This is a genomic window from Nocardia xishanensis NBRC 101358, assembly GCF_001613365.1.
GTDB classification, from domain to species: Bacteria; Actinomycetota; Actinomycetes; order Mycobacteriales; family Mycobacteriaceae; genus Nocardia; species Nocardia xishanensis.
Genome location: NZ_BDCF01000033.1, coordinates 1 through 23117, shown reverse-complemented (window position 1 = coordinate 23117; position 23117 = coordinate 1). Strand labels below are relative to the sequence as shown.

The following is a 23117-nucleotide window of genomic DNA, read 5'->3' as shown; positions in this document are numbered from 1 at the left end:
GGCACAGGCGCGCGTCGGAGATCGCGTTCGGCGGACTACGTCGGTGACGATGCTGCGCGGCAAGCGGATTCGAGCGTGAGCTGCGTATTCGTCACCGTACGACCGAAAGCCGGGAGGGTCGCGGTCGAGAGCGGCGGCCCTCCCAGCTCGATGATCAGCGCGAGGCGTCGCGGTCGGCGGGGACCAGCGGGATGGCAGCCGTGGCCAGCGCCGCGGCTGCCAAATAGGCCGCGGGGAAACCCCCGATCGTGATCAGCGCGCCGAAAACCGGTGGTATGGCGGCCATCGCGAGGTTCTGGCCGGTGTTCTGAATGCCGAGACCGCGCCCGCTCCAGTACGGCCCGGCGATTTCGGCGACCGCGGTGAAGGCGAGTCCGTTGTCCGACACCGTGATCACCGAAGCCGCGATCAGGAGCGGGATGGCGGCCCACCACCACTGTGTCCACGCGGTCAGGCCCAAGGCCGCCATGGACATGACGGCTGCGATGGCGACCGTCCGCAGCGGACCCAGCCTGCTGCCGACCCGGTCGGACCAGGCGCCGGCGCCGATGCGGCCGAACGCGCCGAGGATCTGCGTCGCCGTCACCAGCGCGCCCGCGGCGGCCAGCGACCAGCCGATGTCGCGGTGCAGCCACAGCAGCGCGAAGGTCCACACCACGCCCTGCGGCACGCACAGCAGCACGGACACGGCGTGGATCCGCCACAGCGTGGCGTCGCCGCGATACGGATTGGCCCGATCGACGCCATTGCCCTCCGGCCGCGGCGGATCGATGATGCCCAGGTAGCAGGCCGCGGCCGCGATGCCGGCCATGATCGCGGGCACCAGAACGGCGGCCGAAATGCCGTGCGCGGCAGCGACAGCGGGCACCGCCAGCGCGCCGACGCCGACACCTAGCGGTTGCGCGGTCTGCCTGATCCCCATGGCGAGACCGCGCCGCTCCGGCGGGAACCAGCCGACGATGACGCGGCCGCTGGCGCCGTTGGTGCTGGCCGCGCCCGCGCCGCCGAGGAACAGCAACGCGCCGAGCGCGATGTCGTTCGTGGTGGCGGCCGCGGCGGCGCCCGCGACGAACATCACCAGCGGCCCGCCGACCAACACCTTCCGCTCGCCGACGCGGTCGACCACGTAGCCCCACGCGATGAGCGTGCACACCAGTCCGACGGTGGGCATCGCCACCAGCAGACCCGCTGTGGGCAAGGACATTCCGCGCGCCGTCAGCGCGGGCAGCAGGAAGGGCGTTCCGTGGATGAACACGGCGCTCGATGCCTGCGCGAAGACGCCGAGGGCGAGCATGGACCACCGTCGTGCCGCGCGGATCTCTGTCACGGTCGCCATGGGCCACACCTCGAATCTCACAATATGGAACGCAAGTCTCACTGAATGAACATCGAGGGTTAGGTTACACCCGAGGGCGAGTGGATTTCTCGCTCCGGGAGCGCTCGTTCGCGCGGCCGGTCCATGGCGACCGGCGCGAACGCGTCGCGGATCGAGTCGAAAGTCACACTCGATGCCCCCTTCCGCCCTGCGGTGCGATCCGTCACGGTGACGTGCCGAAGCAGTCGGTCGCGCGCCGCGATCGAACCGCTCGGTCGGGTGCGTTCGAGCAGGTCGATGCCGGTCGATAGACTTCGGGGCATGCGTCTAGGTCGAGTTGCCAGTCCCGATGGGGTCGCGTTCGTCAGCATCGAGGGGGAGGGAAGCGACAGCATCGCCAAAGAGATCGCGGAACACCCGTTCGGTACGCCGACGTTCACCGGACGGAGCTGGCCGCTGGCCGACGTACGCCTGCTCGCGCCGATCCTGGCCAGCAAGGTGGTGTGTGTCGGCAAGAACTACGCCGCGCACGCCGCCGAGATGGGTGGTCCCGCGCCGGAGGAGCCGGTGATCTTCATCAAGCCGAGCACCGCCATCGTCGGGCCGAACGCCCCGATCATCTTGCCGCCCAGCTCCTCTCAGGTCGATTACGAGGGCGAGCTCGCCGTCGTCATCGGCCGTCCGTGCAAGGACGTGCCCGCCGCCCGCGCCAAGGACGTCATCCTCGGCTACACCGTCGCCAACGACGTCACCGCTCGCGATCAGCAGCGCAAGGACGGTCAGTGGACGCGCGGCAAAGGCTACGACACCTTCTGCCCGCTCGGCCCGTGGATCGAAACCTCGCTGGACCCTTCGGATCTGGAGATCGTGACCGAACTCGACGGCGAGGTCCGCCAGCGCAGCCGCACTTCGCTACTGCTGCACGACATTCCGAAGCTGATCGAATGGGTGAGCACGGTCATGACGCTGCTTCCCGGCGACGTCATCCTGACCGGAACGCCGGAGGGCGTCGGGCCCATGCAGAACGGCCAGCAGGTGTCCGTCACCGTCGAGGGCGTCGGAACCCTCACCAATCCCGTTGCCGCCAAACGCTGATCGAAAGAGAGCCATGACTGAAGTACGGGTCCGATTCTGCCCGTCACCCACCGGTACACCGCACGTCGGCCTGATCAGGACGGCGCTGTTCAACTGGGCGTACGCCCGCCACACCGGCGGCACCTTCGTCTTCCGCATCGAAGACACCGACGCGGCGCGCGATTCCGAGGAGTCCTACCGCGCGATCCTCGACGCGCTGCGCTGGCTCGGACTGACCTGGGACGAGGGTCCCGAGGTCGGCGGCCCCTACGGGCCCTACCGCCAGTCGGAGCGGCGGGAGCTGCATCTCGATGTGGTGCGCAAGCTACTGGAGGCGGGCGAGGCGTACGAATCCTTCTCCACGCCCGACGAAGTCGAGGCGCGCCACCGCGCGGCAGGCCGCGATCCCAAGCTCGGCTACGACAACTTCGACCGCGATCTGAGCCCCCAGGCCATCGCGGCCTTCCGGGACGAGGGCAGGCCGCCGGTGATCCGGCTGCGCATGCCCGACGAGGACCTCACCTGGCGCGACCTGGTGCGCGGCGAGACCACCTTCAAGGCGGGCACCGTGCCCGACTTCGCGCTCACCCGCGGTAACGGTGACCCGCTCTACACGCTGGTCAACCCGGTCGATGACGCGCTGATGAAGATCACCCACGTGCTGCGCGGCGAGGATCTGCTCTCTTCGACGCCGCGCCAGCTCGCGTTGTACGCGGCGCTGGAGCGGATCGGAGTGGCCGAGTTCACCCCTGAGTTCGGGCACCTGCCGTTCGTCATGGGGCAGGGCAACAAGAAGTTGTCCAAGCGTGATCCGGAGTCGAATCTGTTCGCCCACCGTGACCGCGGATTCATCCCCGAGGGTTTGCTGAATTACCTGGCACTTCTCGGTTGGAGCATCGCCGACGATCACGATGTGTTCTCGATGACCGAGATGGTGGCGGCCTTCGACATTTCGACCGTGAATTCGAACCCGGCGCGTTTCGACCAGAAGAAGGCCGACGCGCTGAACGCCGAGCACATCCGATTGCTGGCACCCGGCGATTTCGCGAGCCGACTGCGTGAGTTCCTCACCGAACACGGTCACATCGGCGCCGAAGTGGACGAGAAGGTGTTCGCCGCGGCGGCGGAATTGGTGCAGACCAGAATCGTCGTGCTGTCCGATGCCTGGGAACTCCTGCGATTCTTGTTCGCACCAGCGGAAGAGTTCGCCATCGACCCGGTCGCGGGCGCCAAGAATCTGGGCGCGGACGCCGTGCCGGTACTCGACGCCGCAATTGCCGCGCTGGAGCCTTTGGCGTCCTGGACCACCCCCGCTATCGAGGAAGCGCTGAAAATCGCGCTGATCGATGATCTAGGGCTCAAACCGCGCAAGGCATTCGCGCCGGTGCGCGTCGCGGTGACCGGATCGCATATCAGTCCGCCGCTGTACGAGTCGCTGGAATTGCTCGGCCGGGAGACCACGATGGCGCGGCTGCGTGCCGCGCAGCGGTGGTCGCCCCCCGCGGAGTAGGTCTGCCCGCCCTCTCGCTCCGGTTGGCGCTGGACCCTCACGGACGTAGTCCGGTAGGTCGGTCGCGCCGGGGCGAGCGGCGCCGGGACCGGTTCGCTCGCCGTACGCGGACCGGCGGCGCCGAGGCCGCTTTTGCGCCGAAAACATGGCTTTGACCAGGCGATTTGTAGTTTACCGGTAGAGGTTTGGTAATCTCTTTCTCGGCCGGAACGCGGCCCCGAAGTCAGCCAGACGGCGGGGTCGAAAGAGCTGGTCACTGGGGTATGGTGTAATTGGCAACACAGCTGATTCTGGTTCAGCCATTCTAGGTTCGAGTCCTGGTACCCCAGCGGAGAATGTTGTACGTCTCTCGGTTCGCGGCCGAAAGTAGTTCAGCATCCGGCGATTTGGTCGCCGAGCTTCGGTCAGCTAAACTAACCGAGCTTCCACTGATCGAAAGATCAACCGGAGATCACTGAGAACGTGAGTGATCAGTCCTGGCCCCGTCGTCTAGCGGCCTAGGACGCCGCCCTCTCAAGGCGGTAGCGCGGGTTCGAATCCCGTCGGGGCTACGCAAGTGGGAGGCCCATGCTCATGGAGAGCATGGGCCTTTCTTGCTTCGCAGGTGTTTTGCGGGGGTGCGACCCCCACACCCCGCCCGGAGGGGCGTTGCCCCCCGGACCCCCCTTGGTAGGTGGTCCCGTTTGTGGGGGTAGTCACTTTGAGTCTTTGCCCAGTGGGGACTGGGTTGTGTCGTCGCCTTTTGGCTTCCGCTCTTCGGCCGCTTGATGGGGCGGGCCTGTATGTGGGGGTCGTCACGTCTGGTCTTTGGGGCGTTGGCCTCTTGGGGAGTCGGAGTCGCGGCAGGGGCGTCTGCCGTGGTGGTCGCGCTACTTGGCTTTGGGCTCTCGCCGCGAGCGGCGTCGTTTCGTTGGGGTCGTCGCCTTGGGACTTCGGCACTTCGGTCGCCTGGTGGGCGGGTCGGGGTGCGGGGTTGTCTCTTCGAGTCTTGGCCTGTGGCTGCTTTGGTGCGGGCACGTCCTGCGGCAAGCCGGTGGTGCCGCTGGGGCAGGATGATGAGGTCGCCGGATTTGGTCGGCGCGCGCCCGTTTCGTGGGCGTCACTTCGAACCGCTTGTCGCGGGCCTAGGTGGTGTCACCGCGGCCAAGGGCGTTCTTGGTGCTGGGGGCGGCGAAATACCCGGTGGGTCTGGCGCGGAGCTGACGTGCGGTACGCAGATCCGACCAGGTGGCGCGGGTTTTCACGGTCTCGGAGGGCGGCTCGTGTTGTGCTGGTGGGACTGCTCCGAGTGTCTGCCTCTCGGCGGTGGTCTCGGTTCGTGTGGTCCGAATCAGCCGGGCGCGCCGAGTGGCCGCGGGCGGCTTCTCGGCAACGGTCGGATTCGCGGCCTGTAGCTCGGTGTTCTTCCACGCAGGCCGCGGTCTAGATGACGGCGTAGACCGCCTGTACCCCTCGCAGGGAATACAAGCCGCTGTGAGGCGTGGGAAACCTCTGGGGGATGTCAGCGGAGCGTCTGGAGCGGGGCGCAGGGGGTTGTGGTGCGGGAACTGACGCGCGGCACGCAGGGAGGTGTGGGAAACGTCTGCGGGGGAACGTCAGCGGAGTATCCAGAGCGGGGCTCGGGGGGTGTGGCGCGGGAGCTCACGCGCGGCACGAAGATTCCGAAGCGGAGGCGCGGGAATCTCCGTGTGGGAACGTCAGCCGAGCGTCTGGAACGGGCGGAGGGGTGGCGCGACACGTAGATTGAAGCGGGAGTTTCGCGAGCTCGAGGCGCGGGCTCGGGTTGCGTGAGTGGGACCGCTTCGAGTGTGTGCCTCTTGGCGAAGTTCCACGTTGGTGGTGCTCTGCGTCTGCCTGGCGCGTCCAATGACTCGGACCGATCTACGCATAGGTCCGATTCGTGACCCGTGGCTGGGCGTCGCGCCCTCGCCGTCAAGATCGACTGCGCAGACCGTATGTACGCGTCGCAGGGGATATAAGTGCTGCGAGGCGTGTGAAACCTTTGCGAGGGTGCGTCAGCTGAGGGTGGGGACGGTAGCTCGTGGGGTTGTGGCGCGGGAGTTCGGGTGAAGGAGCGCGAGGGAACGGGGCGCCGTTGATGGGGATCCGTGGGCGCCCCGTGCCGGGGCGTCGTTATCCGCTCTTGCGGCGGAACTCTCGCTTGTGGCTGGCGCTGCCGTGGGCGGCGGTGGCCTTGGAGTGGCCGTTCTTGTGGTCGGCCGACTTGCCGTGCTGGGCGTTCTTGCGTTCCAGCGCCTCGCGGAACTTGCGCTTCACTTCTTCGGCACTGCCGTTGGGACTACCCGATTCCGTCATCGCCTGCTCCTCGTCGTCGCGGCCGCGCGCAGCGCTACCCGCGGGGCGGCGCTGCCCGGCCGAATCGTGTCGAACGACTCGACGCTAACGTGCGGAAGCGCCGCTGTCAGCTGGATTTCCGGTGCGCCGCAGCGCACTCCCGAATCAGTCCAGCGCGTTGGCCGTCGTGCCACCGAGCGGCAGCGCGGGCAGGCCTAGTTTGCGGTGATCCCAGCTGCGCACACGCTCGGGGACCACGCGCACCGCGACCCGCTTGTTGAGCATGTTCTCCACCAGCGGGCGAACCTCTTCGCTGTAGGGGCCGGTGTAGCGCTCCCAGACGCTCACGCCGACCGCGAACAGCCGCTCGGGATCGTCGATGATCTCGGCGCGCCCCTCGATGGACACCCCGCGCAGCTGGTCGTAGGTCTGTCCGGCCTCGACCATGCACGTGATGCGCGGATCGCGGCGCAGATTCACCGCCTTCTGCGATTTGGCCTTGGTCTCGAACCAGATCTCGCCATCGATCAGCGCGTACCACATCGCGGTCAGGTGCGGCCTGCCCTGCGGACCGAGGGTGGCCAGCGTCGCGATGCGGCTGCGCTCCAGGAACTCGGCGATCTCGGCGTCGGACATGACGATCTGCGCCCGTTGGTTGACTCCCATGGGCCAACTCTAGAGAAGAAGATCTGAAACGTGTTACAGACGCTTGTGCAGCGCGTCCGCGGCCGCGACCAGATCGGCGGCCCAGCGCGCGCCCGGCCTGCGGCCCATCCGGTCGATCGGGCCGGAGACCGAGACCGCGGCGATCACGTTGCCCGCGGTGTCGCGGACCGGAGCCGAGACACTGGCCACGCCCGCGGCCCGCTCGGCCGCGCTCTGCGCCCAGCCGCGCTTGCGCACTTCGGCCAGCGCTCGCTCGCCGAACACCGCGTCGGCAAGAATGGTGCGCTGCAACTCCGGATCAGCCCAGGCGAGCAGCACCTTGGCGGCCGAGCCCGCGGTGAGCGGCAGCCTGGCCCCGATCGGGACCGTGTCGCGCAGGCCGACGGGCGGTTCCATGGCGGCGATGCAGACCCTCGCTCCGCCGTCGCGGCAGTAGAGCTGGACGCTCTCCCCGGTGATCTCGCGTAGCCGGGGCAGTATGGCGGCGGCGGCTTCCTGTAGCGGGTCGGTGGCGCCGGCGGCCAGCTCGGCGAGGGCCGGTCCTGGACGCCAGGTTCCGTTGTTGTCGCGGGCGAGCAGACGGTGCACCTCGAGGCCGACGGCCAGCCGGTGCGCGGTGGCCCTCGGCAGGCCGGTGCGGGTGCACAGTTCGTTGAGACCGCACGGATGCTCCGCGACGGCGTAGAGGACCGCCACTGCTTTGTCGAGGACGCCGATACCGCTATGCTGTCTCATAGAACGATATTAGCGTCTCGGATATTGAGATAGTCAAACTGCGCCGGGAAAGTCGCCGTCGAGACGAGCGGCCGGGCGAGGGCGACGCGGTCGAGATGTCCGAAGACCGAATCCACAACTCTGTGCAGCAGGCCCCGCGCACTCAGCCCGAATCGCGCGGGACCGCTGCTCGTCCGAAAGGTGATCGAGAATGGCCGACCGCCCACGCACCCTGGCCGAGAAGGTGTGGGATCAGCATGTCGTCGCGCGCGGCGAGGGCGAAGGCGCCTCGCGCGAGCCCGATCTGATCTACATCGATCTGCATCTGGTGCACGAAGTGACGAGTCCGCAGGCCTTCGATGGTCTGCGGGCCGCGGGCAGGAAGGTGCGCCGCCCCGACCTGACCATCGCGACCGAGGACCACAACGTCCCCACCATCGATATCGATAAGCCGATCGCCGATCCCATTTCGCGGACCCAGGTCGAGACCCTGCGGCGCAATTGCGCGGAATTCGGTGTCCGGCTGCACCCGATGGGTGATCTGGACCAGGGCATCGTGCACGTGGTCGGTCCGCAGCTCGGCCTGACCCAGCCGGGCACGACGGTGGTGTGCGGCGACAGCCACACCTCGACGCACGGCGCGTTCGGCGCGCTGGCGATGGGTATCGGCACCAGCGAGGTCGAACACGTGCTGGCGACACAGACTTTGTCGCTGCGCCCGTTCAAGACCATGGCCGTCAACATCGACGGCCAGCTGCCGCACGGTGTCACGAGCAAGGACGTGATCCTCGCGGTGATCGCCCAGATCGGCACCGGCGGCGGCCAGGGCTACGTTCTGGAGTACCGCGGCGAGGCCGTGCGCGCCATGTCCATGGAGGCGCGGATGACGATGTGCAACATGTCCATCGAGGCGGGCGCCCGGGCGGGCATGGTCGCGCCGGACGAGGTCACCTACGAGTTCCTGAAGGGCCGGCCGCACGCTCCCGAGGGCGCCGACTGGGATGCCGCGGTGGCGGCATGGGACGCACTTAAGACGGACGAGGGCGCCGTTTTCGACGCCGAGGTGCACATCGACGCGAGCGCGCTGACGCCGTTCGTCACCTGGGGCACCAACCCGGGTCAGGGCGTGCCGCTGGGCGACGCGGTGCCGAATCCCGCCGAGATTGCCGACGAGACGGCTCGGGAGGCCGCGGAGAAAGCGCTGCGGTACATGGATTTGGAGCCGGGAACTCCGCTTCGGCAGATCCCGATCGATACCGTATTCGTCGGATCGTGCACCAACGGGCGCATCGAGGATTTGCGCGCCGTGGCCGGGATTTTGAAGGGTCGGCGCGTGGCGGACGGCGTGCGAATGCTGGTTGTACCGGGCTCGATGCGGGTTCGCGCGCAGGCGGAAAAAGAAGGATTGGGCGAGATTTTCACCGCGGCTGGCGCCGAATGGCGGCAGGCGGGATGTTCGATGTGCCTGGGAATGAACCCGGATCAGCTTTCGCCGGGCCAGCGCTGCGCCTCCACCTCCAACCGCAACTTCGAAGGCAGGCAGGGCAAAGGCGGGCGTACCCACCTGGTTTCTCCGCTGGTGGCCGCCGCGACGGCCGTTCGCGGAACGCTGTCCTCGCCCGCGGATCTGAACTGACGCCGCACGACACCCCCTATCTACCCAGGAGAATCCGATGGAAGCCTTCACCGTGCACAAGGGGATCGGCGTGCCGCTGCGCCGCTCCAACGTCGACACCGACCAGATCATCCCGGCGGTCTACCTGAAGCGGGTCACTCGTACCGGATTCGAGGACGGTCTGTTCGCGGGCTGGCGAACGGACCCCGACTTCATTTTGAACACCGAGCCCTTCAGCCGGGGTAGTGTGCTGGTTGCGGGTCCGGATTTCGGTACCGGTTCCTCGCGTGAGCATGCCGTATGGGCTCTGGCGGACTACGGCTTTCGGGTGGTCATCTCGCCCCGATTCGCCGACATCTTCCGTGGTAATGCTGGCAAGGGCGGTCTCTTGGCGGCCCAGATGTCACAGAACGATGTCGAATTGCTCTGGAAGATGATCGAGGAACAGCCCGGTCTCGAATTGGTAGTGGATCTCCAGGCGCGCACCGTTACGGCGGGAACCGTCGTGTTGCCGTTCGATATTGATGACTACACCCGGTGGCGCCTGCTCGAGGGCTTGGACGACATCGGGCTGACGCTGCGGCGTAGCGACGTCATCGCCGACTTCGAAAAGGCAAGGCCGGCTTGGAAGCCCACCACCCTGCCCGCGCATATTTCGCAGGCGTAATCAATCAGGGGCGATAGCTGGACGTCATGGACGGCGGTAGCTAGACGTGTGCTAAACCACCATGAATTTTGGCGTGGCACATAGACTCTTGCTCAAAGTGGGTTTACCGTGGTACCTAGTCGGTCCGACGACGGGCCATTAGTCTGCGGAGGATTCAATGAACAAGGCGGAACTGATCGACGTTCTGACCGAAAAGTTGGGTACGGACAGGCGCACGGCTACCGCGGCAGTCGAGCATGTTGTGGACACCATCGTGCGCGCGGTGCACAAAGGCCAGAGCGTCACGATCACCGGATTCGGTGTGTTCGAACAGCGTAAGCGTGCTGCCCGGGTGGCTCGGAACCCGCGCACCGGTGAAACCGTCAAGGTGAAGCCGACTTCGGTGCCCGCGTTCCGTCCTGGCGCCCAGTTCAAGGCGGTCATCGCGGGCAAGCAGAAGCTCGCGGCGACCGGCCCTGCGGTCAAGCGGGGCGTGAATGCCCCTGTGGCGGCGAAGAAGGCGGCCGCCAAGAAGACGGCGGCCAAGAAGGCCGCCGCCAAGAAGGCGACCGCCACCAAGGCGCCCGCCAAGACGACGGCGAAGAAGGCGGCGGCGAAGGCTCCGGCGAAGACCACCGCCAGGAAGACCGCCGCCAAGAAGGCGCCCGCCGCCAAGAAGGCGGCCACCAAGGCCACCGCCGCCAAGAAGACCACGGCGGCGAAGAAGACCACGGCCAAGGCCACCGCCGCCAAGAAGACCACGGCGGCGAAGAAGGCTCCGGCCAAGAAGACCGCGGCCAAGAAGGCTCCGGCCCGCCGCGCGCGCTGAGGCGTAGTCGGCGGCCCGGCCGACTAATCACGCCATACGGACCGGAAACGGCCCCGGGGATCGCCCCCGGGGCCGTTTCGGTCTGTCCGCACCTGGTTTTCGTGGCGAGATCTCCGGCCGCGCCTGTGGCCGGCGAAATGGCGCTACGGCTTCACCAAGCCCGTCGACAGCGACCGATCGAGATGATCGGCGGCCACCATTCGCCCGCCCGCGAAAGACAGCACCCAGACGCTGCCCTTGCGGTTGCGCGCGGGCGGAAGAGCGATCCCTGACCGGCCCGCCCACCAAGGCAGCAGATCGGGAATCACCTTGCCCTGGCTGCACAGAACCCGCACCGTGCCGTGCGGTTCCAGCTCGACGGCCCGCGCCCGCGCCTCGTCCCGCGCTGCCGCGTAACCGGTTTCGGAGAGCAACGGCTCCAGATGGATCTCGACGCCGAGTTTCTCGGCCAGCGGTTCCACCGTCTGCACGCAACGCGCCGGATCGGCCGAATATATCTCGCTCGCGCCGAAAGCCAGCAGATGTGGCACCAACGCCCGAGCCTGGTCGCGTCCGGCCCGATCCAGCGGGCGTTCGTCGTCGGGACCGTCGAATCGGGCGCGGTGGCCCGCTTTCGCGTGCCGCACCAGCAGCAGCGTTTCCGTGACGGCGGGCAGTCTGCTGAATGCCCGCACGACCTGGCGGTCCATCGGATAGGACAGCGCGTCCATCACCCGATCCAGCGGATACCAGGTCAGCAGGTCCACTTCGGAATTGGCGGTGAATTCGCCGCCCGCTACTTCCGCCGCCCAGTAATCGACCCGCTTGAGTTTGCGGTGGCCCGGAATGGGGTAAGTGACGTGACCGAGGTACCGGCCGAGGCGGGAGTCGAGGCCGGTCTCCTCGCGCACTTCCCGAACGGCGGCCAGCACCGGGGTCTCACCCGGGTCGAGCTTGCCCTTGGGCAGTGACCAGTCCTGGTATTTGGGCCGGTGGACGACCGCGATCTCGACGCCGCCCTGCACCGCGGGGGCGCGGCGCCACAGCACGGCGCCCGCGGCGTGAATATTGGCCGTCACTCGGGGATCCCAGAACGGGCCCCCGTCCATTTCGTATCCCGTCGTGGCATTCACGGCTGTTCTGGTCTCCGCAGTCGCATGAGGAATTCTTGGTGGTCCCGGACCTGTTCACCGTCTTGGCCGGTGTGTTCAGGTGAGGCTTGCCAGCTGCCATCCGGTTGGAGTACCCAGCAGCGGGTGGTGGGATACAGGGCGGAGTCGAAGACGGCGCCGAGCTGCTCGCGCAACTTGGGATCCTTCACCTGCGCCATCACCTCGACTCTGCGGTCGAGGTTGCGGTGCATCATGTCGGCGCTGCCGATCCAGTACTCGTCCTGCGCCTGGAAGTGCATGATCCGCGAATGCTCGAGGAAGCGGCCGAGGATCGAGCGCACCTCGATGTTGTCGCTCATGCCGGGCACGCCGGGACGCAAACCGCAGATGCCGCGCACCACGATCTGCACCGGAACCCCAGCTTGCGAGGCGCGGTACAGTGCGTCGATCACCTGCTCGTCCACGATCGCGTTGGCCTTCAAGCGGATTCGCGCCTCGACCCCTTGCAGCGCGAGATCGGTCTCGCGCTGGATGCGGTCGATGATGCCCGCGCGCACGCCCTGCGGAGCGACAAGCAGGTTGCGGTAGTTGGCTTTTCGAGAGTAGCCGGTCAGCGAGTTGAACAGGTCGGTGAGATCGGCGCCGATTTCCGGTGCGGCGGTGAGCAATCCGACGTCCTCGTAGAGGCGGGCCGTCTTCGGGTTGTAGTTGCCGGTGCCGATGTGGCAGTAGCGGCGGATGGTCGAACCTTCGCGCCGCACCACCAGGCAGGTCTTGCAGTGCGTCTTGAGACCGATCAGGCCGTACACCACGTGCACGCCCGCCTGCTCCAGCGCCCGCGCCCATTTGATGTTGGCCTGCTCGTCGAAGCGGGCCTTGATCTCCACGAGCGCGACGACTTGCTTGCCCGCCTCGGCCGCGTCGATGAGCGCGTTGACGATGGGGGAGTCACCGGAGGTGCGGTAGAGGGTCTGCTTGATCGCGAGCACCTGCGGGTCGGCGGCCGCCTGCTCGATGAAGCGCTGCACGCTGGTGGAGAACGAGTCGTACGGGTGGTGTACCAGCACATCGCCCTCGCGCAGCGCCTGGAAGACGTTGCGCGGGGTCTCGCGCTCGCCGAAGGCGGGCGGGGTGGCCGGAACGTAGGGCGCGTCCTTCAGGTTCGGCCGGTCGACGCCGTACACCTGCCACAGGCAGGACAGGTCGAGCAGGCCGGGCACCTGGATCACGTCGTTGGGATCCACGTCGAGTTCGCGCAGCAGCAGATCGAGCATGTGCTCGGTCATGTCGTCGGAGACTTCCAGCCGCACCGGTGATCCGAAGCGGCGCCTGGCTAGTTCGCGCTCCAACGCCTGTAGTAGGTCCTCGTCGCGATCCTCGTCCACCTCGAAATCCGCGTTGCGGGTGATACGGAAGGAGTGGTGCTCCACCACGTCCATACCGGGGAAGAGCTGATCCAGGTGCGCGGCGATGAGTTCTTCCATCGGCAGGAAGGCGGCCACCGAGGAACCGGACGAGTTGCGCCGCACCCGCACGAAGCGGTCCACGTTGTCGGGCACCTTCACCCTGGCGAAGTGCTCGCCGCCGGTGGCGGAGTCCTTCACGGTGACGGCGAGGTTGAGGCTCAGACCGCTGATATAAGGGAACGGGTGCGCCGGATCGACGGCCAGCGGGGTGAGCACCGGGAAGACCTGATCCTGGAAGTAGGCCGAGAGACGCTGGCGCTCATCGTCGTCCAGATCGCTCCACTCGATGATGGCGATGCCCTCCGCGGTCAGCGCGGGCAGCACCGAATCGAGGAACGCGCGCGCGTGCCGGTCGGCGATCTCCTGCGCGCGTGCCGCGATCAGCTCCAATTGCTCGCTCGGCGAGCGGCCGTCGGCCGAGCGCACCGACAACCCGGTCTCGGCGCGGCGCTTCAGCCCGGCGACCCGGACCATGTAGAACTCGTCGAGGTTGGAAGCGAAGATCGCAAGGAATTTGGCGCGTTCGAGCAACGGCAGCGAAGCGTCCTCCGCGAGGGCGAGCACCCTGGCGTTGAAGTCGAGCCAGCTCAGTTCCCTGTTCAGGTAGCGATCACGTGGCAACTGCTCTGTAGCCTGGTCGGGCCGCACCGGGGTGACGGCCGGTGGCGGTGTGGGAAGCACCTGCTGTTGCTTGACGGTTTCCGTATCGCTCACGTCAACGATCATCCCCTACGAACCGCCCGGTGTGCAGGCCCGCATCGGTATTACCGGACGAATCACGCCGTTTCGGCGATCGCCTAGCACACGTGACGAACGGGTTCGTGAACACGACAGGACCAGCCGATGTCACGCAACACAGCGCGGGTGGCGTCGCCGGCCCCGAGTTCGACGGCGAGGTCGAGATCCGCTGCCGTATCGACGTCGAGGCGCAGCCCCGGCCAGTGACCGGTCAGATCCGCTGCCCCCGCCGCGATGTGCCGCCGCGCGGAGTCGGCGCCGAAGCGCGGATCCAGCGGCGCGACGCCGTCCCGGACGACGAGCGCGGCCGTGCCGGTCCCGGCGTGGTCGACGACCACCGCGCGCTTGCCGACCGGTGCGACCGTCAGCATGTCCGCCAGTTCCTCCGGGCGCAGCGCGGGCAGATCCGCTTGCAGCGCGAGCAGTTCGACCGCGCCGTGACGGCGGCGCAACGCGTCCGCGGCATCGGACAGCGCGGTGTTCAGCCCGTCGGAGTCGGCGATGCGCGGTTCGGGATGCACGTGTGCGCCGAGCCCGCCCGCCAGCTCGGCGACGACGGGATCCGGGGTGACGACGGTGACCGATCGGACCAGCGGGACCGCCGCGACGGCCGCCACGGTGTCGGCGAGCATGGCGAGCACCAGCCGCGCCCGGTGTTCCGGGCGCAGCCGGTCGGCCAGTCGGGTCTTGGCCAGATCGAGGCTCTTGACCGCGATCACGGCGTGCACGGCGTGCGGGCGCATGGTCCCAATCCTTCCATGGCATATTGGGCTGATGACGAGGGCGGCAGTACTTGGCGCGGGATCGTGGGGCACCGCGTTCGCGAAGGTGTTGGCAGACGCCGGAACCGAGGTCACCATCTGGGCGCGCCGCGCCGAGGTGGCCGAGGCCTTGGCCACCGAGCACCGCAATCCCTTCTACCTGCCCGATGTACAACTGCCGGCGGTGGCCGCCACCGACGATCACGAGCGGGCGCTGGACGGCGCCGAGTTGGTGGTGCTCGCCGTGCCGTCGCAATCGCTGCGGGCGAACCTCGAGTCGTGGAAACCGGCGCTGCACGCCGCGATCACCGAGCGCGACGCCACGTTGCTGAGTCTGGCCAAGGGCATCGAAACCGGCACTCTGCTGCGGATGAGTCAGGTGATCGCCGAGGTGACCGGCACCGAGCCGAGCCGCATCGCGGTGCTGTCCGGACCCAATCTGGCCAGGGAGATCGCGATCGGTCAGCCTGCGGCCACCGTGATCGCGTGCACCGACGCCGCGCGCGCGGAGGCGGTGCAGCGTGCCAGCTACACCGGCTATTTCCGGCCGTACACCAACACCGACGTGATCGGTTGCGAGATCGGTGGCGCGTGCAAGAACGTCATCGCGCTGGCCTGCGGCATCGCCTCCGGCATGGGCCTCGGCGACAACTCCATCGCCAGTTTGATCACCCGCGGCCTCGCCGAGATCATCAGGCTCGGCGTCGCGCTCGGCGCCGAGCCTGTCACGTTCGCCGGGTTGGCCGGGGTCGGCGATCTCGTCGCGACCTGTACCTCGCCGCTGTCGCGCAATCGGTCCTTCGGGCACGTGCTGGGCGCGGGCGGATCGATGGAGGCGGCCCAGGAGGCCACCCATGGACAGGTGGCCGAGGGTGTGAAGTCGTGCACATCGGTTCGCGCGCTGGCCGCCGCGCACGATGTGGAAATGCCGCTCACCAACGCGGTGCACCAGGTGTGTCACGAGGGCCTCTCGGTGCGCGAAGCCGTCGGCAATCTGCTCGGCCGCCGCGTCAAGCCGGAGTGATCGCCGCAGGGTAGCGGTAGCTATGACCGTCGCGCACCGGGCCCGGTCCGCGATCGGCGCGCCGCCGCGGGCGGGTACGGTTCGGAGCATGACGAACCGGATCAGGGTGGCTGTGGTGTTCGGCGGGCGCAGCAATGAGCACGCCGTCTCGTGTCTGTCGGCCGGCAGCGTGCTGCGCAACCTGGATCCGGAGAAGTACGAGGCCGTCCCGATCGGCATCACCACCGAGGGCGGCTGGGTGCTCGGCGGCGCCGAGGTCGCCGCGCTGCGCGGCAAGGACGACGGACTGCCCTCCGTCGACGCTTCGGGCACCGCCCTGACGCTTGCCCCCGACCCGCAGCGTTCCGGGTCACTGGTGGCCCTGGACGACCCCGGCGCCGCACTCGGCTCGGTCGACGTGGTATTCCCGATCCTGCACGGCCCGTTCGGCGAGGACGGCACGTTGCAGGGCATGCTCGAGCTCGCGGGCGTCCCGTACGTCGGCCCCGGCGTGCTGGCCAGCGCCGCGGGCATGGACAAGGAATTCACCAAGAAGCTGCTCGCGGCCGAGGGCCTGCCGATCGGCACGCAGGTGGTGCTGCGGCCCGGCGTCGCGACGTTGTCGGCGGCCGAACGGGAACGGCTCGGACTTCCGGTGTTCGTCAAACCCGCCCGCGCCGGTTCCTCGCTCGGCATCACGAAGGTGGACGACTGGAGCGAGCTGGACGCCGCCATCGACGAGGCGCGCGCGCACGATCCGAAGGTGATCGTGGAGGCGGGCATCGTCGGTCGCGAAGTGGAATGCGGCGTGCTGGAATTCCCGGACGGACGGGTCGAGGCCAGCGTGATCGCCGAGATCAGGATGCCCGACGACGACGCTCCCGAGTTCTACGACTTCGACACCAAGTACCTCGACGACGTCTGCGAGTTCGACGTGCCCGCCAAGCTCGACGACGAGGTCGCCGAGCAGATCAGGGAACTCGCGGTGCGCGCCTTCCGCGCCCTCGACTGCCAGGGACTTGCCCGCGTCGACTTCTTCGTCACCGCGGACGGGCCGGTGATCAACGAGATCAACACCATGCCGGGCTTCACGTCGATCTCCATGTACCCCCGCATGTGGGAAGCCACCGGCATCGACTACGACGTCTTGATCTCGACCTTGATCGAGACCGCGCTGGCTCGCGGCACCGGCCTGCGCTGACCGCCCGACGAAGCCGGTCGCGCGCGGGTCAGTTCGGCAGCGGGCCCGGGTCGAGTTCCTTGGCGGGCAGATTCGCGGTGATGGTGTCGGAGACCTCCTGCAGCGGGGTCGGTCCGGAACCGTCGGGCACCGTCAGCGCGATGTAGGTCTCGCGGTCGACGGCGAACCAGGTGCTCGTCTCGGCCGAGTCGTCGCGCACCTCGAACCACTGCACGCCGTCGACGATCTGCAACGGCGACGCGCGATGGAATTCCAGCGGCCGGTCCAGGCCGCAGCGCAGCACGATGGCGTTCCCGCCCTCCGGGCGCTGCCAGGCGCGGGTGGCGGGCGGAGCGGGTTCGACCAGGGTCGACTTGGTGAACTCGCCCAGGTCGGCGGGCAGTGCGGGCAGCAACTTGGTGCAGGCTTCGCCCTCCGCGGCGGGCGCGGGCACCGGACCGAGCGCCAGCGGCTCCCGCTCCACGGGCAGGCGGCGGGCCAGCACGGCGGCGACCAAGACGGCGACCACTAGAACCACCGGCAGAGCTACTGCCGTGGCGATCAAGGCAGGCGGGTAGGGACGGGATTCAGCGTCTATCCTGGCGGTTTCGGAATCTCCTGTGGCGCTGCGCTTTTCGTCGGCCTCGCCAGCGGCGGCCGGTTCCTCGGCGTTCTCGCCGGTGGCCTCGGATTCGTCGTCGGCGCGAGAATCCCCGGCAGCGGAGCCGTCGGTGGGACGCGGCTCCCCCGATGCTTCGGGCTGCTCGTCGGTGACCGGCCGCTCGGCGGACCGATCCGCGGTCGCGCCATCGGGCGCCGCCTCGCCGAGGCCGGTCCGCTTGTCGTCGTCGGTGGGGTCGTTGCCCTTCGACGAGTCGCTGTCCGACGAGTCCGCCGCCATGCGTACCGGTCCTTCCTCTTCGCGCTCGCTGGAGCCGGTCGGCGCGGGTCGCGCTGCCTACGTCGCGGCGGGCGCGCGCACCGACTCGGTGGTCTCGATTGCCCAGGACAGGGTACCGTCGAGCCGATTTCAGCTGGCAGTACCTCGGGAAGGGACCGGTCATCAGCGAGAGCGCGGCGCCGCGGACGGTGCGTGAGCTGGGAGAGTTCGCGCTGATCGAGCGCATCAACGCCCGTAGAGTACAGGCGCCCGCCGTGTTGCTCGGCCCCGGCGACGACGCGGCGCTGGTCGCCGCGCCCGACGGCCGGTTCGTGGTGACCACCGACATGCTGGTCGAGGGGCGGCACTTCCGGCGCGACTGGTCGAGCCCGAGGGAGATCGGCCGCAAGGCGATCGCGCAGAACGCCGCCGACGTGGTCGCGATGGGCGCCGCGCCGACGGCCTTCGTGGTGGCGCTCGGCTGTCCCGCCGAGACCCCCGTCGCGGTGATCGACGAACTGGCCGACGGCATGTGGGCCGAGGCGGCCCGCGCGGGCGGCTCGATCGCGGGCGGCGATCTGGTGCGCAGCCCCGAGCTGGTCCTCTCCGTCACCGCGTTCGGCGATCTGCGCGGCGGCGCGCCGGTCACCAGAGCTGGTGCGCGCGTGGGCGACACGGTCGCGGCGGCGGGCCCGCTCGGCTGGTCGGCCGCGGGACTGGCCGCGCTCACCGTGGGTGCCGACGCCGAGGAGTTCGCCGAAGCGCTTGCCGCCCACCGAGTTCCGCAGCCACCGTACGAGGCGGTGCTCGGTTCGACTTGGCGGGCGGGGCACTCGCTCACCGATATCTCCGATGGACTGCTCGCCGATCTCGGCCATATCGCCGAGGCCTCGGGCGTCGCGATCGATCTGGACGCGGCCGCGCTGCGCGATCCTGCCCTCGACGCGCTCGCTGCCCGGCTGGATGCCGATGCGGCGCAATGGGTTCTGGCCGGGGGCGAGGATCACGCCTTCGCCGGGACCTGGCCGCAGGGTGCTGAGCTGCCGGAAGGATGGCGTGCGATCGGCCGCGTGACGGCCGGGTCGGGGGTCACCGTCGACGGTGCTCCGCACCGAGGCGGCAGCGGCTGGGAATCGTTCCGTGGGGCGGACTCGGCGTCCGGGCCCGAACCACGATAAGTTGTGCGGTCATGGGTGCGAAACCACTGTCGGAAATCATGGATTCGGGCTGGGCACAGGCCTTGCAGCCAGTCGAGGACCGGATCGCGGAGATGGGTGAATTCCTCCGCGCCGAGAACGCCGCAGGCCGCGGCTACCTGCCCGCGGGGGAGAACGTGCTCCGCGCTTTCCAGCGGCCGTTCGACAAGGTCCGCGTGCTGATCGTCGGCCAGGACCCGTACCCGACGCCCGGCCACGCCATGGGACTGAGTTTCTCTGTGGCGCCCGATGTTTCGCCGGTACCGCGCAGCCTCGCCAACATCTTCGCCGAGCTGCACAAGGACCTCGGCCACCCGACGCCCTCCTGCGGCGATCTGAGCCCGTGGTCGGATCAGGGCGTGCTGCTGCTCAACCGAGTGCTCACCGTCTCGCCCGGCCAGCCCGCCTCGCACCGCGGCAAGGGCTGGGAGGCGGTCACCGAACAGGCCATCCGCGCGCTGGTCGCGCGTGACGAGCCGCTGGTGGCGATCCTGTGGGGCCGCGACGCCTCGACGCTGAAGCCGCTGCTGAGCCAGGCCGAGGTGCCCTACATCGAGTCGGCGCACCCCTCGCCGCTGTCCGCGTCCCGCGGCTTCTTCGGCTCGCGCCCGTTCTCGCGGGTCAACGAACTGCTCGACGAACTCGGCGCCGAGCCGGTCGACTGGCGCCTGCCCTGATCCCTCCCGCCTCCCGGCCCGCCGGGAACCAGCACCACCCGCATCACCGCACGAACACGAAACCGAGGAGCACTGCAATGCAGCACAACACCGTTCGCGGCGCCCTGCGCGGCACCACCGCCACGCTGGCCATGGCCGCCGCTATCGCGGGCGCCACTTCCGCGGCGACCGCCGCGCCGCTGGCACTCGAGCCCGTCGTGGAGACCAGCGAGACCGCGCCCGCGGCGCCGGTGGCCGAGGAGTTCACCTCGACCGGCTCCTCCACCATCTCCTCCTCGGTGAACGCGAAGGTCGCGTGCCTGTTCCAGCGCACCTTCAGCGCCATGCGCCTGGACTGCTGAGCATCCCGTTCACCGAGGCTCACGACGAGCCGTGCGCGTACTGTGCGATCCTCAGATCGTGAGTAATGCGAACTATCTTCTCGAGCCCACCCGGCTGCGGCTGCGCGGTTCGGGTGGCATCGAGCTGGCCGCCGACCAGTTCGGCCCGGTCGACGGCCCGCTCGTCGTCTTTCTGCACGGCGGCGGGCAGACCAGGCACTCGTGGAAGCAGACCGGCGCCAAACTGGCCGCGGCCGGGATGCGGGTGGTCACCGTGGACGCCCGCGGCCACGGTGACAGCCAGTGGTCGCCGGACCGCGACTACACGCGCGAGACGATGGTCGCGGACCTGACGCTCGTGCTGGAACAGCTCGACGCCGCGGCCGCACCGGGCGGGGGTGCGGTCGTGGTCGGCGCCAGCATGGGCGGCATCACCGGGCTGATGACCTCCGCGACGCCGGGCGGTGCGGCGATCCGGGCCCTGGTGCTCGTCGACATCGTCACGCGCCCCGAGCCCGAGGGCGTCGCGCGGGTGATCGACTTCCTCAGCAAACATCGCGACGGCTTCGACACCCTCGAACAGGTTGCCGACGCGGTCGCCGACTATTTGCCGCATCGACCGCGGCCGAAGAACACCGACGGCCTGCGCCGCAATCTGCGTCAGCGCGACGGCCGCTGGTACTGGCACTGGGATCCGGACATCCTGCGCGACCGCGTCGAGGATCCGAGCGCGTTGACCGAGCAGATGGAGCAGGCCGCCGCCGCGCTGCGCATCCCGGTGCTGCTGGTGCGCGGCATGCAGTCCGACGTGGTGAGCGCCGAGGGCGCGGCGGCGTTCCAGGCGCTGGTGCCGCACGCCGAACTCGTCGAGATCGGCGGTGCGGCGCACACCGCGGCCGGTGACGACAACGACGCGTTCACCGACGCGGTCGCGAAGTTCGTGGTGGAGAACCTGGCCTAGGTCAGGCGGGGTTCCGGTAGTCCGGCTTGCGCTTGGCCACGAAGGCGTCCACGCCTTCCCGGCCGGTGCGGCTGTTCGCCGCCGTGGCGATGAAATCGCGTTCCAGATCCAGCTGTTCGCTCAGCGTGGCCGAATCCGACTGTGCCAGAAGCGATTTGATGCTGGCATGGGTGGAGCGCGGCCCCTGCGCCAGCTGCTGCGCGAGCGCCATTGTCGCGCTGCGCACTTCATCGTCCGCGACGAGGCGGCTCAGGAGCCCCAGCCGCACTGCTTCCTCGGCGTCGAGGACGGCGTCGGTGAGCAGGATCTCGCGGGCCCGGCCTGCGCCGACGATGCGGGGCAGCGTCCAGGACATGCCGCCGTCGGGGCTCAGGCCGATGCCGGGATAGGCGGGGCGCAGCTTGGTGGACGGACCGCCCAGCGCGATGTCCGCCGCGCAGACCAGGCTCATACCCGCGCCCGCCGCCCAGCCGTGCACCGCGGCGAGCACCGGCACGCGGGTCTCGTCCAGCGCGCGGACGAACGCGTGCAGATCCGTCGCCAGGCCGTGGATGTGGGCGGCGCGATCCTCGGCGGCGGCGAAACCGCGCACGTCACCGCCCGCGCAGAAGTTCGCGCCCGACCCGGCCAGCACCACCGCGCCGATCTCGGGGCCGAGGTCGGCGAGTGCCGCGGTGCCCGCGGTGATCCCGGCGAAATCCATCGAGGTGCCGTTGGCGGCGGTGGCGATCGTGATCTGGAGGACGCCGTCGACGGTCGTGACGTATTCGGTCTGCGCGGTGGAGGTCATGAGGGAACCCTATCGTTTGCTCGGGCGGGATCCCGACGCCCGGGCTTCGGTGCTACCCGGTCGCGCGGGCCGGGCGAATCATCCGCACCTGCATGGCGACGGTGAAGTCCTCTACCTTGCGCGCGCCCTCCAGCGCGAAACCGTGTTTGCGATAGAAGGCCCTCGCGCGCGGATTGTCCTCGAACACCCACAGAGAGCACGGCTGATCCGGGTCGACGACGGCGGCGAGGAGCTCGTCGGCCAGGCCCGTGCCGTACCAGTCGGCGCGCACGTACAGCGCGTTGAGTTCGAGCGGAGCGACCGGGGCGCGGTCCCGAGATGGGCTCGAGCTCGCGAACCCGATGACGATGTCGTCGACGACCGCCACATGTGTGCTGCCGGGACGGGCGAGGCGGATGCGGTCCCACGCCTCGGCCCGTCGATCCACGTCGAAGGCATCGAGCACGTGATCGGGGACCAGGCCGCGGTAGGCCTCACGCCAGCAGGCGATGTGGCATTCGGCCAGACTGCGTACGTGTTCGGTGGCGAGCGGCGTGATCCGCCACGCTCGCGCGGGCGCCTCGGTCATGCGATGTCCCCCGGTGAGATCGGCGAACTGGAACACCTACCGACGACGACGCCCCGGACAACCCGTAACGGGCGCCGGGGCGTGTGTCTTGGTGCTGATCGACCGGCGGCCGAATCAGCCGCGAGCGACCTTGCCCGCCTTCAGGCAGGAGGTGCACACGTTCATGCGGCGGGTGTTGCCCGGGGCAACCTGCGCGCGCACGGTCTGGATGTTCGGGTTCCAGCGACGGTTGGTGCGCCGGTGCGAGTGCGAGACCGACTTCCCGAAGCCGGGGCCCTTGGCGCAGACGTCGCAGACGGCAGCCATAGTCGCGAACTCCTTCATGTCATGTGGGGACCGCCGCACAATGATGCGGCATGTCCGGAAACAATGTCGTGATGTGCCCTGCCGACTGACGCCGGCCAGCGCAGGCCAGCTTCAGGCCGCACGAGCAACCCAGCAAGGGTAGCCAATGCCGTGCCGATCCGCCAAACCGGGACCCGGTCGGACGGGCCGTCACGGCCGTCGAACACGAGGAAAGCATACCGATTCGGTGTCACGCGCCCGCTGTCGGTATCGCCAGCTAACCTGGCGAACGGTGGTGACGCCGGTGGCGAGAAGGGAGCGAGGTGACGGTGCCGGGGCAGCGGGAAGAGATGGACGGCGCGGCGCTGAGGCTCTGGAGCCGCCTCTGTCTGGACGATCTCGAACAGCGCCGCGCGGAGATCAACGCGCTCAATGTGTTCCCCGTCGCCGACGCCGACACCGGGACCAATCTGCTCGCCACCATGCGCGCCGCGGTGCGGGCGGCCGATGCCGCGCAGGCCGCGGTGCGCGCCGATC

General features: G+C 68.7%; 22 protein-coding genes, 2 tRNA genes and 1 pseudogene. 14 read left to right on the top strand and 11 right to left on the bottom strand.

What is annotated here, in order from left to right:
- Positions 1–154: 154 nt before the first annotated feature.
- Positions 155–1336, bottom strand: coding sequence for an MFS transporter (locus tag NX1_RS23485; protein ID WP_068063370.1), 1182 nt, complete (start codon positions 1334–1336; stop codon positions 155–157).
- Between the two features lie 300 nt (positions 1337–1636).
- On the opposite strand from NX1_RS23485, the gene NX1_RS23475 reads away from it, so the two are divergent.
- From NX1_RS23475 to NX1_RS23460, 4 genes are all read left to right on the top strand, one after another.
- Entirely contained in the window at positions 1637–2410 is a 774-nt protein-coding gene (locus NX1_RS23475) for a fumarylacetoacetate hydrolase family protein (protein WP_068063364.1), read from the top strand.
- A gap of 13 nt (positions 2411–2423) precedes the next feature.
- Positions 2424–3899, top strand: a complete 1476-nt coding sequence (gltX, locus tag NX1_RS23470) for a glutamate--tRNA ligase (RefSeq protein ID WP_068063359.1) — start codon at positions 2424–2426, stop codon at positions 3897–3899.
- Between the two features lie 257 nt (positions 3900–4156).
- Positions 4157–4228, top strand: a tRNA-Gln gene (locus NX1_RS23465).
- 149 nt (positions 4229–4377) lie between these two features.
- Positions 4378–4450, top strand: a tRNA-Glu gene (locus NX1_RS23460).
- A 1582-nt stretch (positions 4451–6032) separates the two neighbouring features.
- Here NX1_RS23460 and NX1_RS23455 read toward each other — a convergent pair.
- The 3 genes from NX1_RS23455 to NX1_RS23445 form a co-directional block, all read right to left on the bottom strand.
- Positions 6033–6215, bottom strand: a complete 183-nt coding sequence (locus NX1_RS23455; RefSeq protein ID WP_068063355.1) for a DUF5302 domain-containing protein — start codon at positions 6213–6215, stop codon at positions 6033–6035.
- Between the two features lie 144 nt (positions 6216–6359).
- Positions 6360–6860: a pyridoxamine 5'-phosphate oxidase family protein gene (locus tag NX1_RS23450; RefSeq protein ID WP_068063354.1), complete on the bottom strand. Its 501-nt coding sequence runs from the start codon at positions 6858–6860 to the stop codon at positions 6360–6362.
- Positions 6861–6893: 33 nt separating this feature from the next.
- The gene (locus NX1_RS23445; RefSeq protein ID WP_067781941.1) at positions 6894–7595 is read right to left on the bottom strand and encodes an IclR family transcriptional regulator; all 702 of its coding nucleotides are present in this window, start codon (positions 7593–7595) and stop codon (positions 6894–6896) included.
- Between the two features lie 190 nt (positions 7596–7785).
- On the opposite strand from NX1_RS23445, the gene leuC reads away from it, so the two are divergent.
- The 3 genes from leuC (at position 7786) to NX1_RS23430 (ending at position 10664) form a co-directional block, all read left to right on the top strand.
- A complete protein-coding gene (leuC, locus tag NX1_RS23440; protein ID WP_068063352.1) occupies positions 7786–9210 on the top strand; it encodes a 3-isopropylmalate dehydratase large subunit in 1425 nt (474 codons plus the stop codon).
- A gap of 37 nt (positions 9211–9247) precedes the next feature.
- Positions 9248–9856, top strand: coding sequence for a 3-isopropylmalate dehydratase small subunit (gene leuD, locus NX1_RS23435; protein WP_068063349.1), 609 nt, complete (start codon positions 9248–9250; stop codon positions 9854–9856).
- Positions 9857–10013: 157 nt separating this feature from the next.
- Positions 10014–10664 (top strand): HU family DNA-binding protein, encoded by a 651-nt coding sequence (locus NX1_RS23430; protein WP_068063347.1) that lies wholly within the window; start codon positions 10014–10016, stop codon positions 10662–10664.
- A gap of 143 nt (positions 10665–10807) precedes the next feature.
- Here the strand turns inward: NX1_RS23430 and NX1_RS23425 are convergent, their stop codons facing one another.
- The 3 genes from NX1_RS23425 to cofC all read right to left on the bottom strand — a co-directional run bounded on the left by NX1_RS23425 (position 10808) and on the right by cofC (position 14702).
- Positions 10808–11752, bottom strand: a complete 945-nt coding sequence (locus NX1_RS23425) for an NUDIX hydrolase (RefSeq protein ID WP_068063345.1) — start codon at positions 11750–11752, stop codon at positions 10808–10810.
- 20 nt (positions 11753–11772) lie between these two features.
- Positions 11773–13947, bottom strand: a complete 2175-nt coding sequence (locus NX1_RS23420) for an RNA degradosome polyphosphate kinase (RefSeq protein WP_068063340.1) — start codon at positions 13945–13947, stop codon at positions 11773–11775.
- A 71-nt stretch (positions 13948–14018) separates the two neighbouring features.
- Positions 14019–14702 (bottom strand): 2-phospho-L-lactate guanylyltransferase, encoded by a 684-nt coding sequence (gene cofC, locus NX1_RS23415; protein ID WP_068063338.1) that lies wholly within the window; start codon positions 14700–14702, stop codon positions 14019–14021.
- A 31-nt stretch (positions 14703–14733) separates the two neighbouring features.
- Here cofC and NX1_RS23410 point away from each other — a divergent pair, with 31 nt between their 5' ends.
- Positions 14734–15744: an NAD(P)H-dependent glycerol-3-phosphate dehydrogenase gene (locus tag NX1_RS23410; protein ID WP_068063336.1), complete on the top strand. Its 1011-nt coding sequence runs from the start codon at positions 14734–14736 to the stop codon at positions 15742–15744.
- A gap of 88 nt (positions 15745–15832) precedes the next feature.
- Complete coding sequence (locus NX1_RS23405; RefSeq protein WP_068063478.1) at positions 15833–16924, top strand: D-alanine--D-alanine ligase family protein; 1092 nt, start codon at positions 15833–15835, stop codon at positions 16922–16924.
- Between the two features lie 28 nt (positions 16925–16952).
- Here the strand turns inward: NX1_RS23405 and NX1_RS36490 are convergent, their stop codons facing one another.
- The gene (locus NX1_RS36490) at positions 16953–17501 is read right to left on the bottom strand and encodes a DUF3515 domain-containing protein (protein ID WP_068063477.1); all 549 of its coding nucleotides are present in this window, start codon (positions 17499–17501) and stop codon (positions 16953–16955) included.
- Positions 17502–17965: 464 nt separating this feature from the next.
- On the opposite strand from NX1_RS36490, the gene NX1_RS23395 reads away from it, so the two are divergent.
- The 4 genes from NX1_RS23395 (at position 17966) to NX1_RS23380 (ending at position 20937) form a co-directional block, all read left to right on the top strand.
- On the top strand, positions 17966–18961 hold the full coding sequence (locus NX1_RS23395; RefSeq protein WP_281217009.1) for a thiamine-phosphate kinase: 996 nt from the start codon (positions 17966–17968) through the stop codon (positions 18959–18961).
- 11 nt (positions 18962–18972) lie between these two features.
- Positions 18973–19656 (top strand): uracil-DNA glycosylase, encoded by a 684-nt coding sequence (locus NX1_RS23390; protein ID WP_068063333.1) that lies wholly within the window; start codon positions 18973–18975, stop codon positions 19654–19656.
- Between the two features lie 77 nt (positions 19657–19733).
- A complete protein-coding gene (locus NX1_RS23385) occupies positions 19734–19997 on the top strand; it encodes a hypothetical protein (protein WP_068063331.1) in 264 nt (87 codons plus the stop codon).
- A gap of 58 nt (positions 19998–20055) precedes the next feature.
- Positions 20056–20937: an alpha/beta fold hydrolase gene (locus NX1_RS23380; RefSeq protein ID WP_068063475.1), complete on the top strand. Its 882-nt coding sequence runs from the start codon at positions 20056–20058 to the stop codon at positions 20935–20937.
- 1 nt (position 20938) lies between these two features.
- On the opposite strand, the gene NX1_RS23375 is transcribed toward NX1_RS23380, so the two are convergent.
- The 3 genes from NX1_RS23375 to rpmB form a co-directional block, all read right to left on the bottom strand.
- On the bottom strand, positions 20939–21727 hold the full coding sequence (locus tag NX1_RS23375) for an enoyl-CoA hydratase/isomerase family protein (protein ID WP_068063330.1): 789 nt from the start codon (positions 21725–21727) through the stop codon (positions 20939–20941).
- A 52-nt stretch (positions 21728–21779) separates the two neighbouring features.
- Positions 21780–22295, bottom strand: coding sequence for a GNAT family N-acetyltransferase (locus NX1_RS23370; protein ID WP_068063474.1), 516 nt, complete (start codon positions 22293–22295; stop codon positions 21780–21782).
- Between the two features lie 114 nt (positions 22296–22409).
- Entirely contained in the window at positions 22410–22601 is a 192-nt protein-coding gene (gene rpmB, locus NX1_RS23365) for a 50S ribosomal protein L28 (protein ID WP_039799620.1), read from the bottom strand.
- Between the two features lie 329 nt (positions 22602–22930).
- Between rpmB and NX1_RS23360 the strand changes: the two are divergent.
- Positions 22931–23117: pseudogene (locus NX1_RS23360) on the top strand (DAK2 domain-containing protein); the annotation flags it as partial.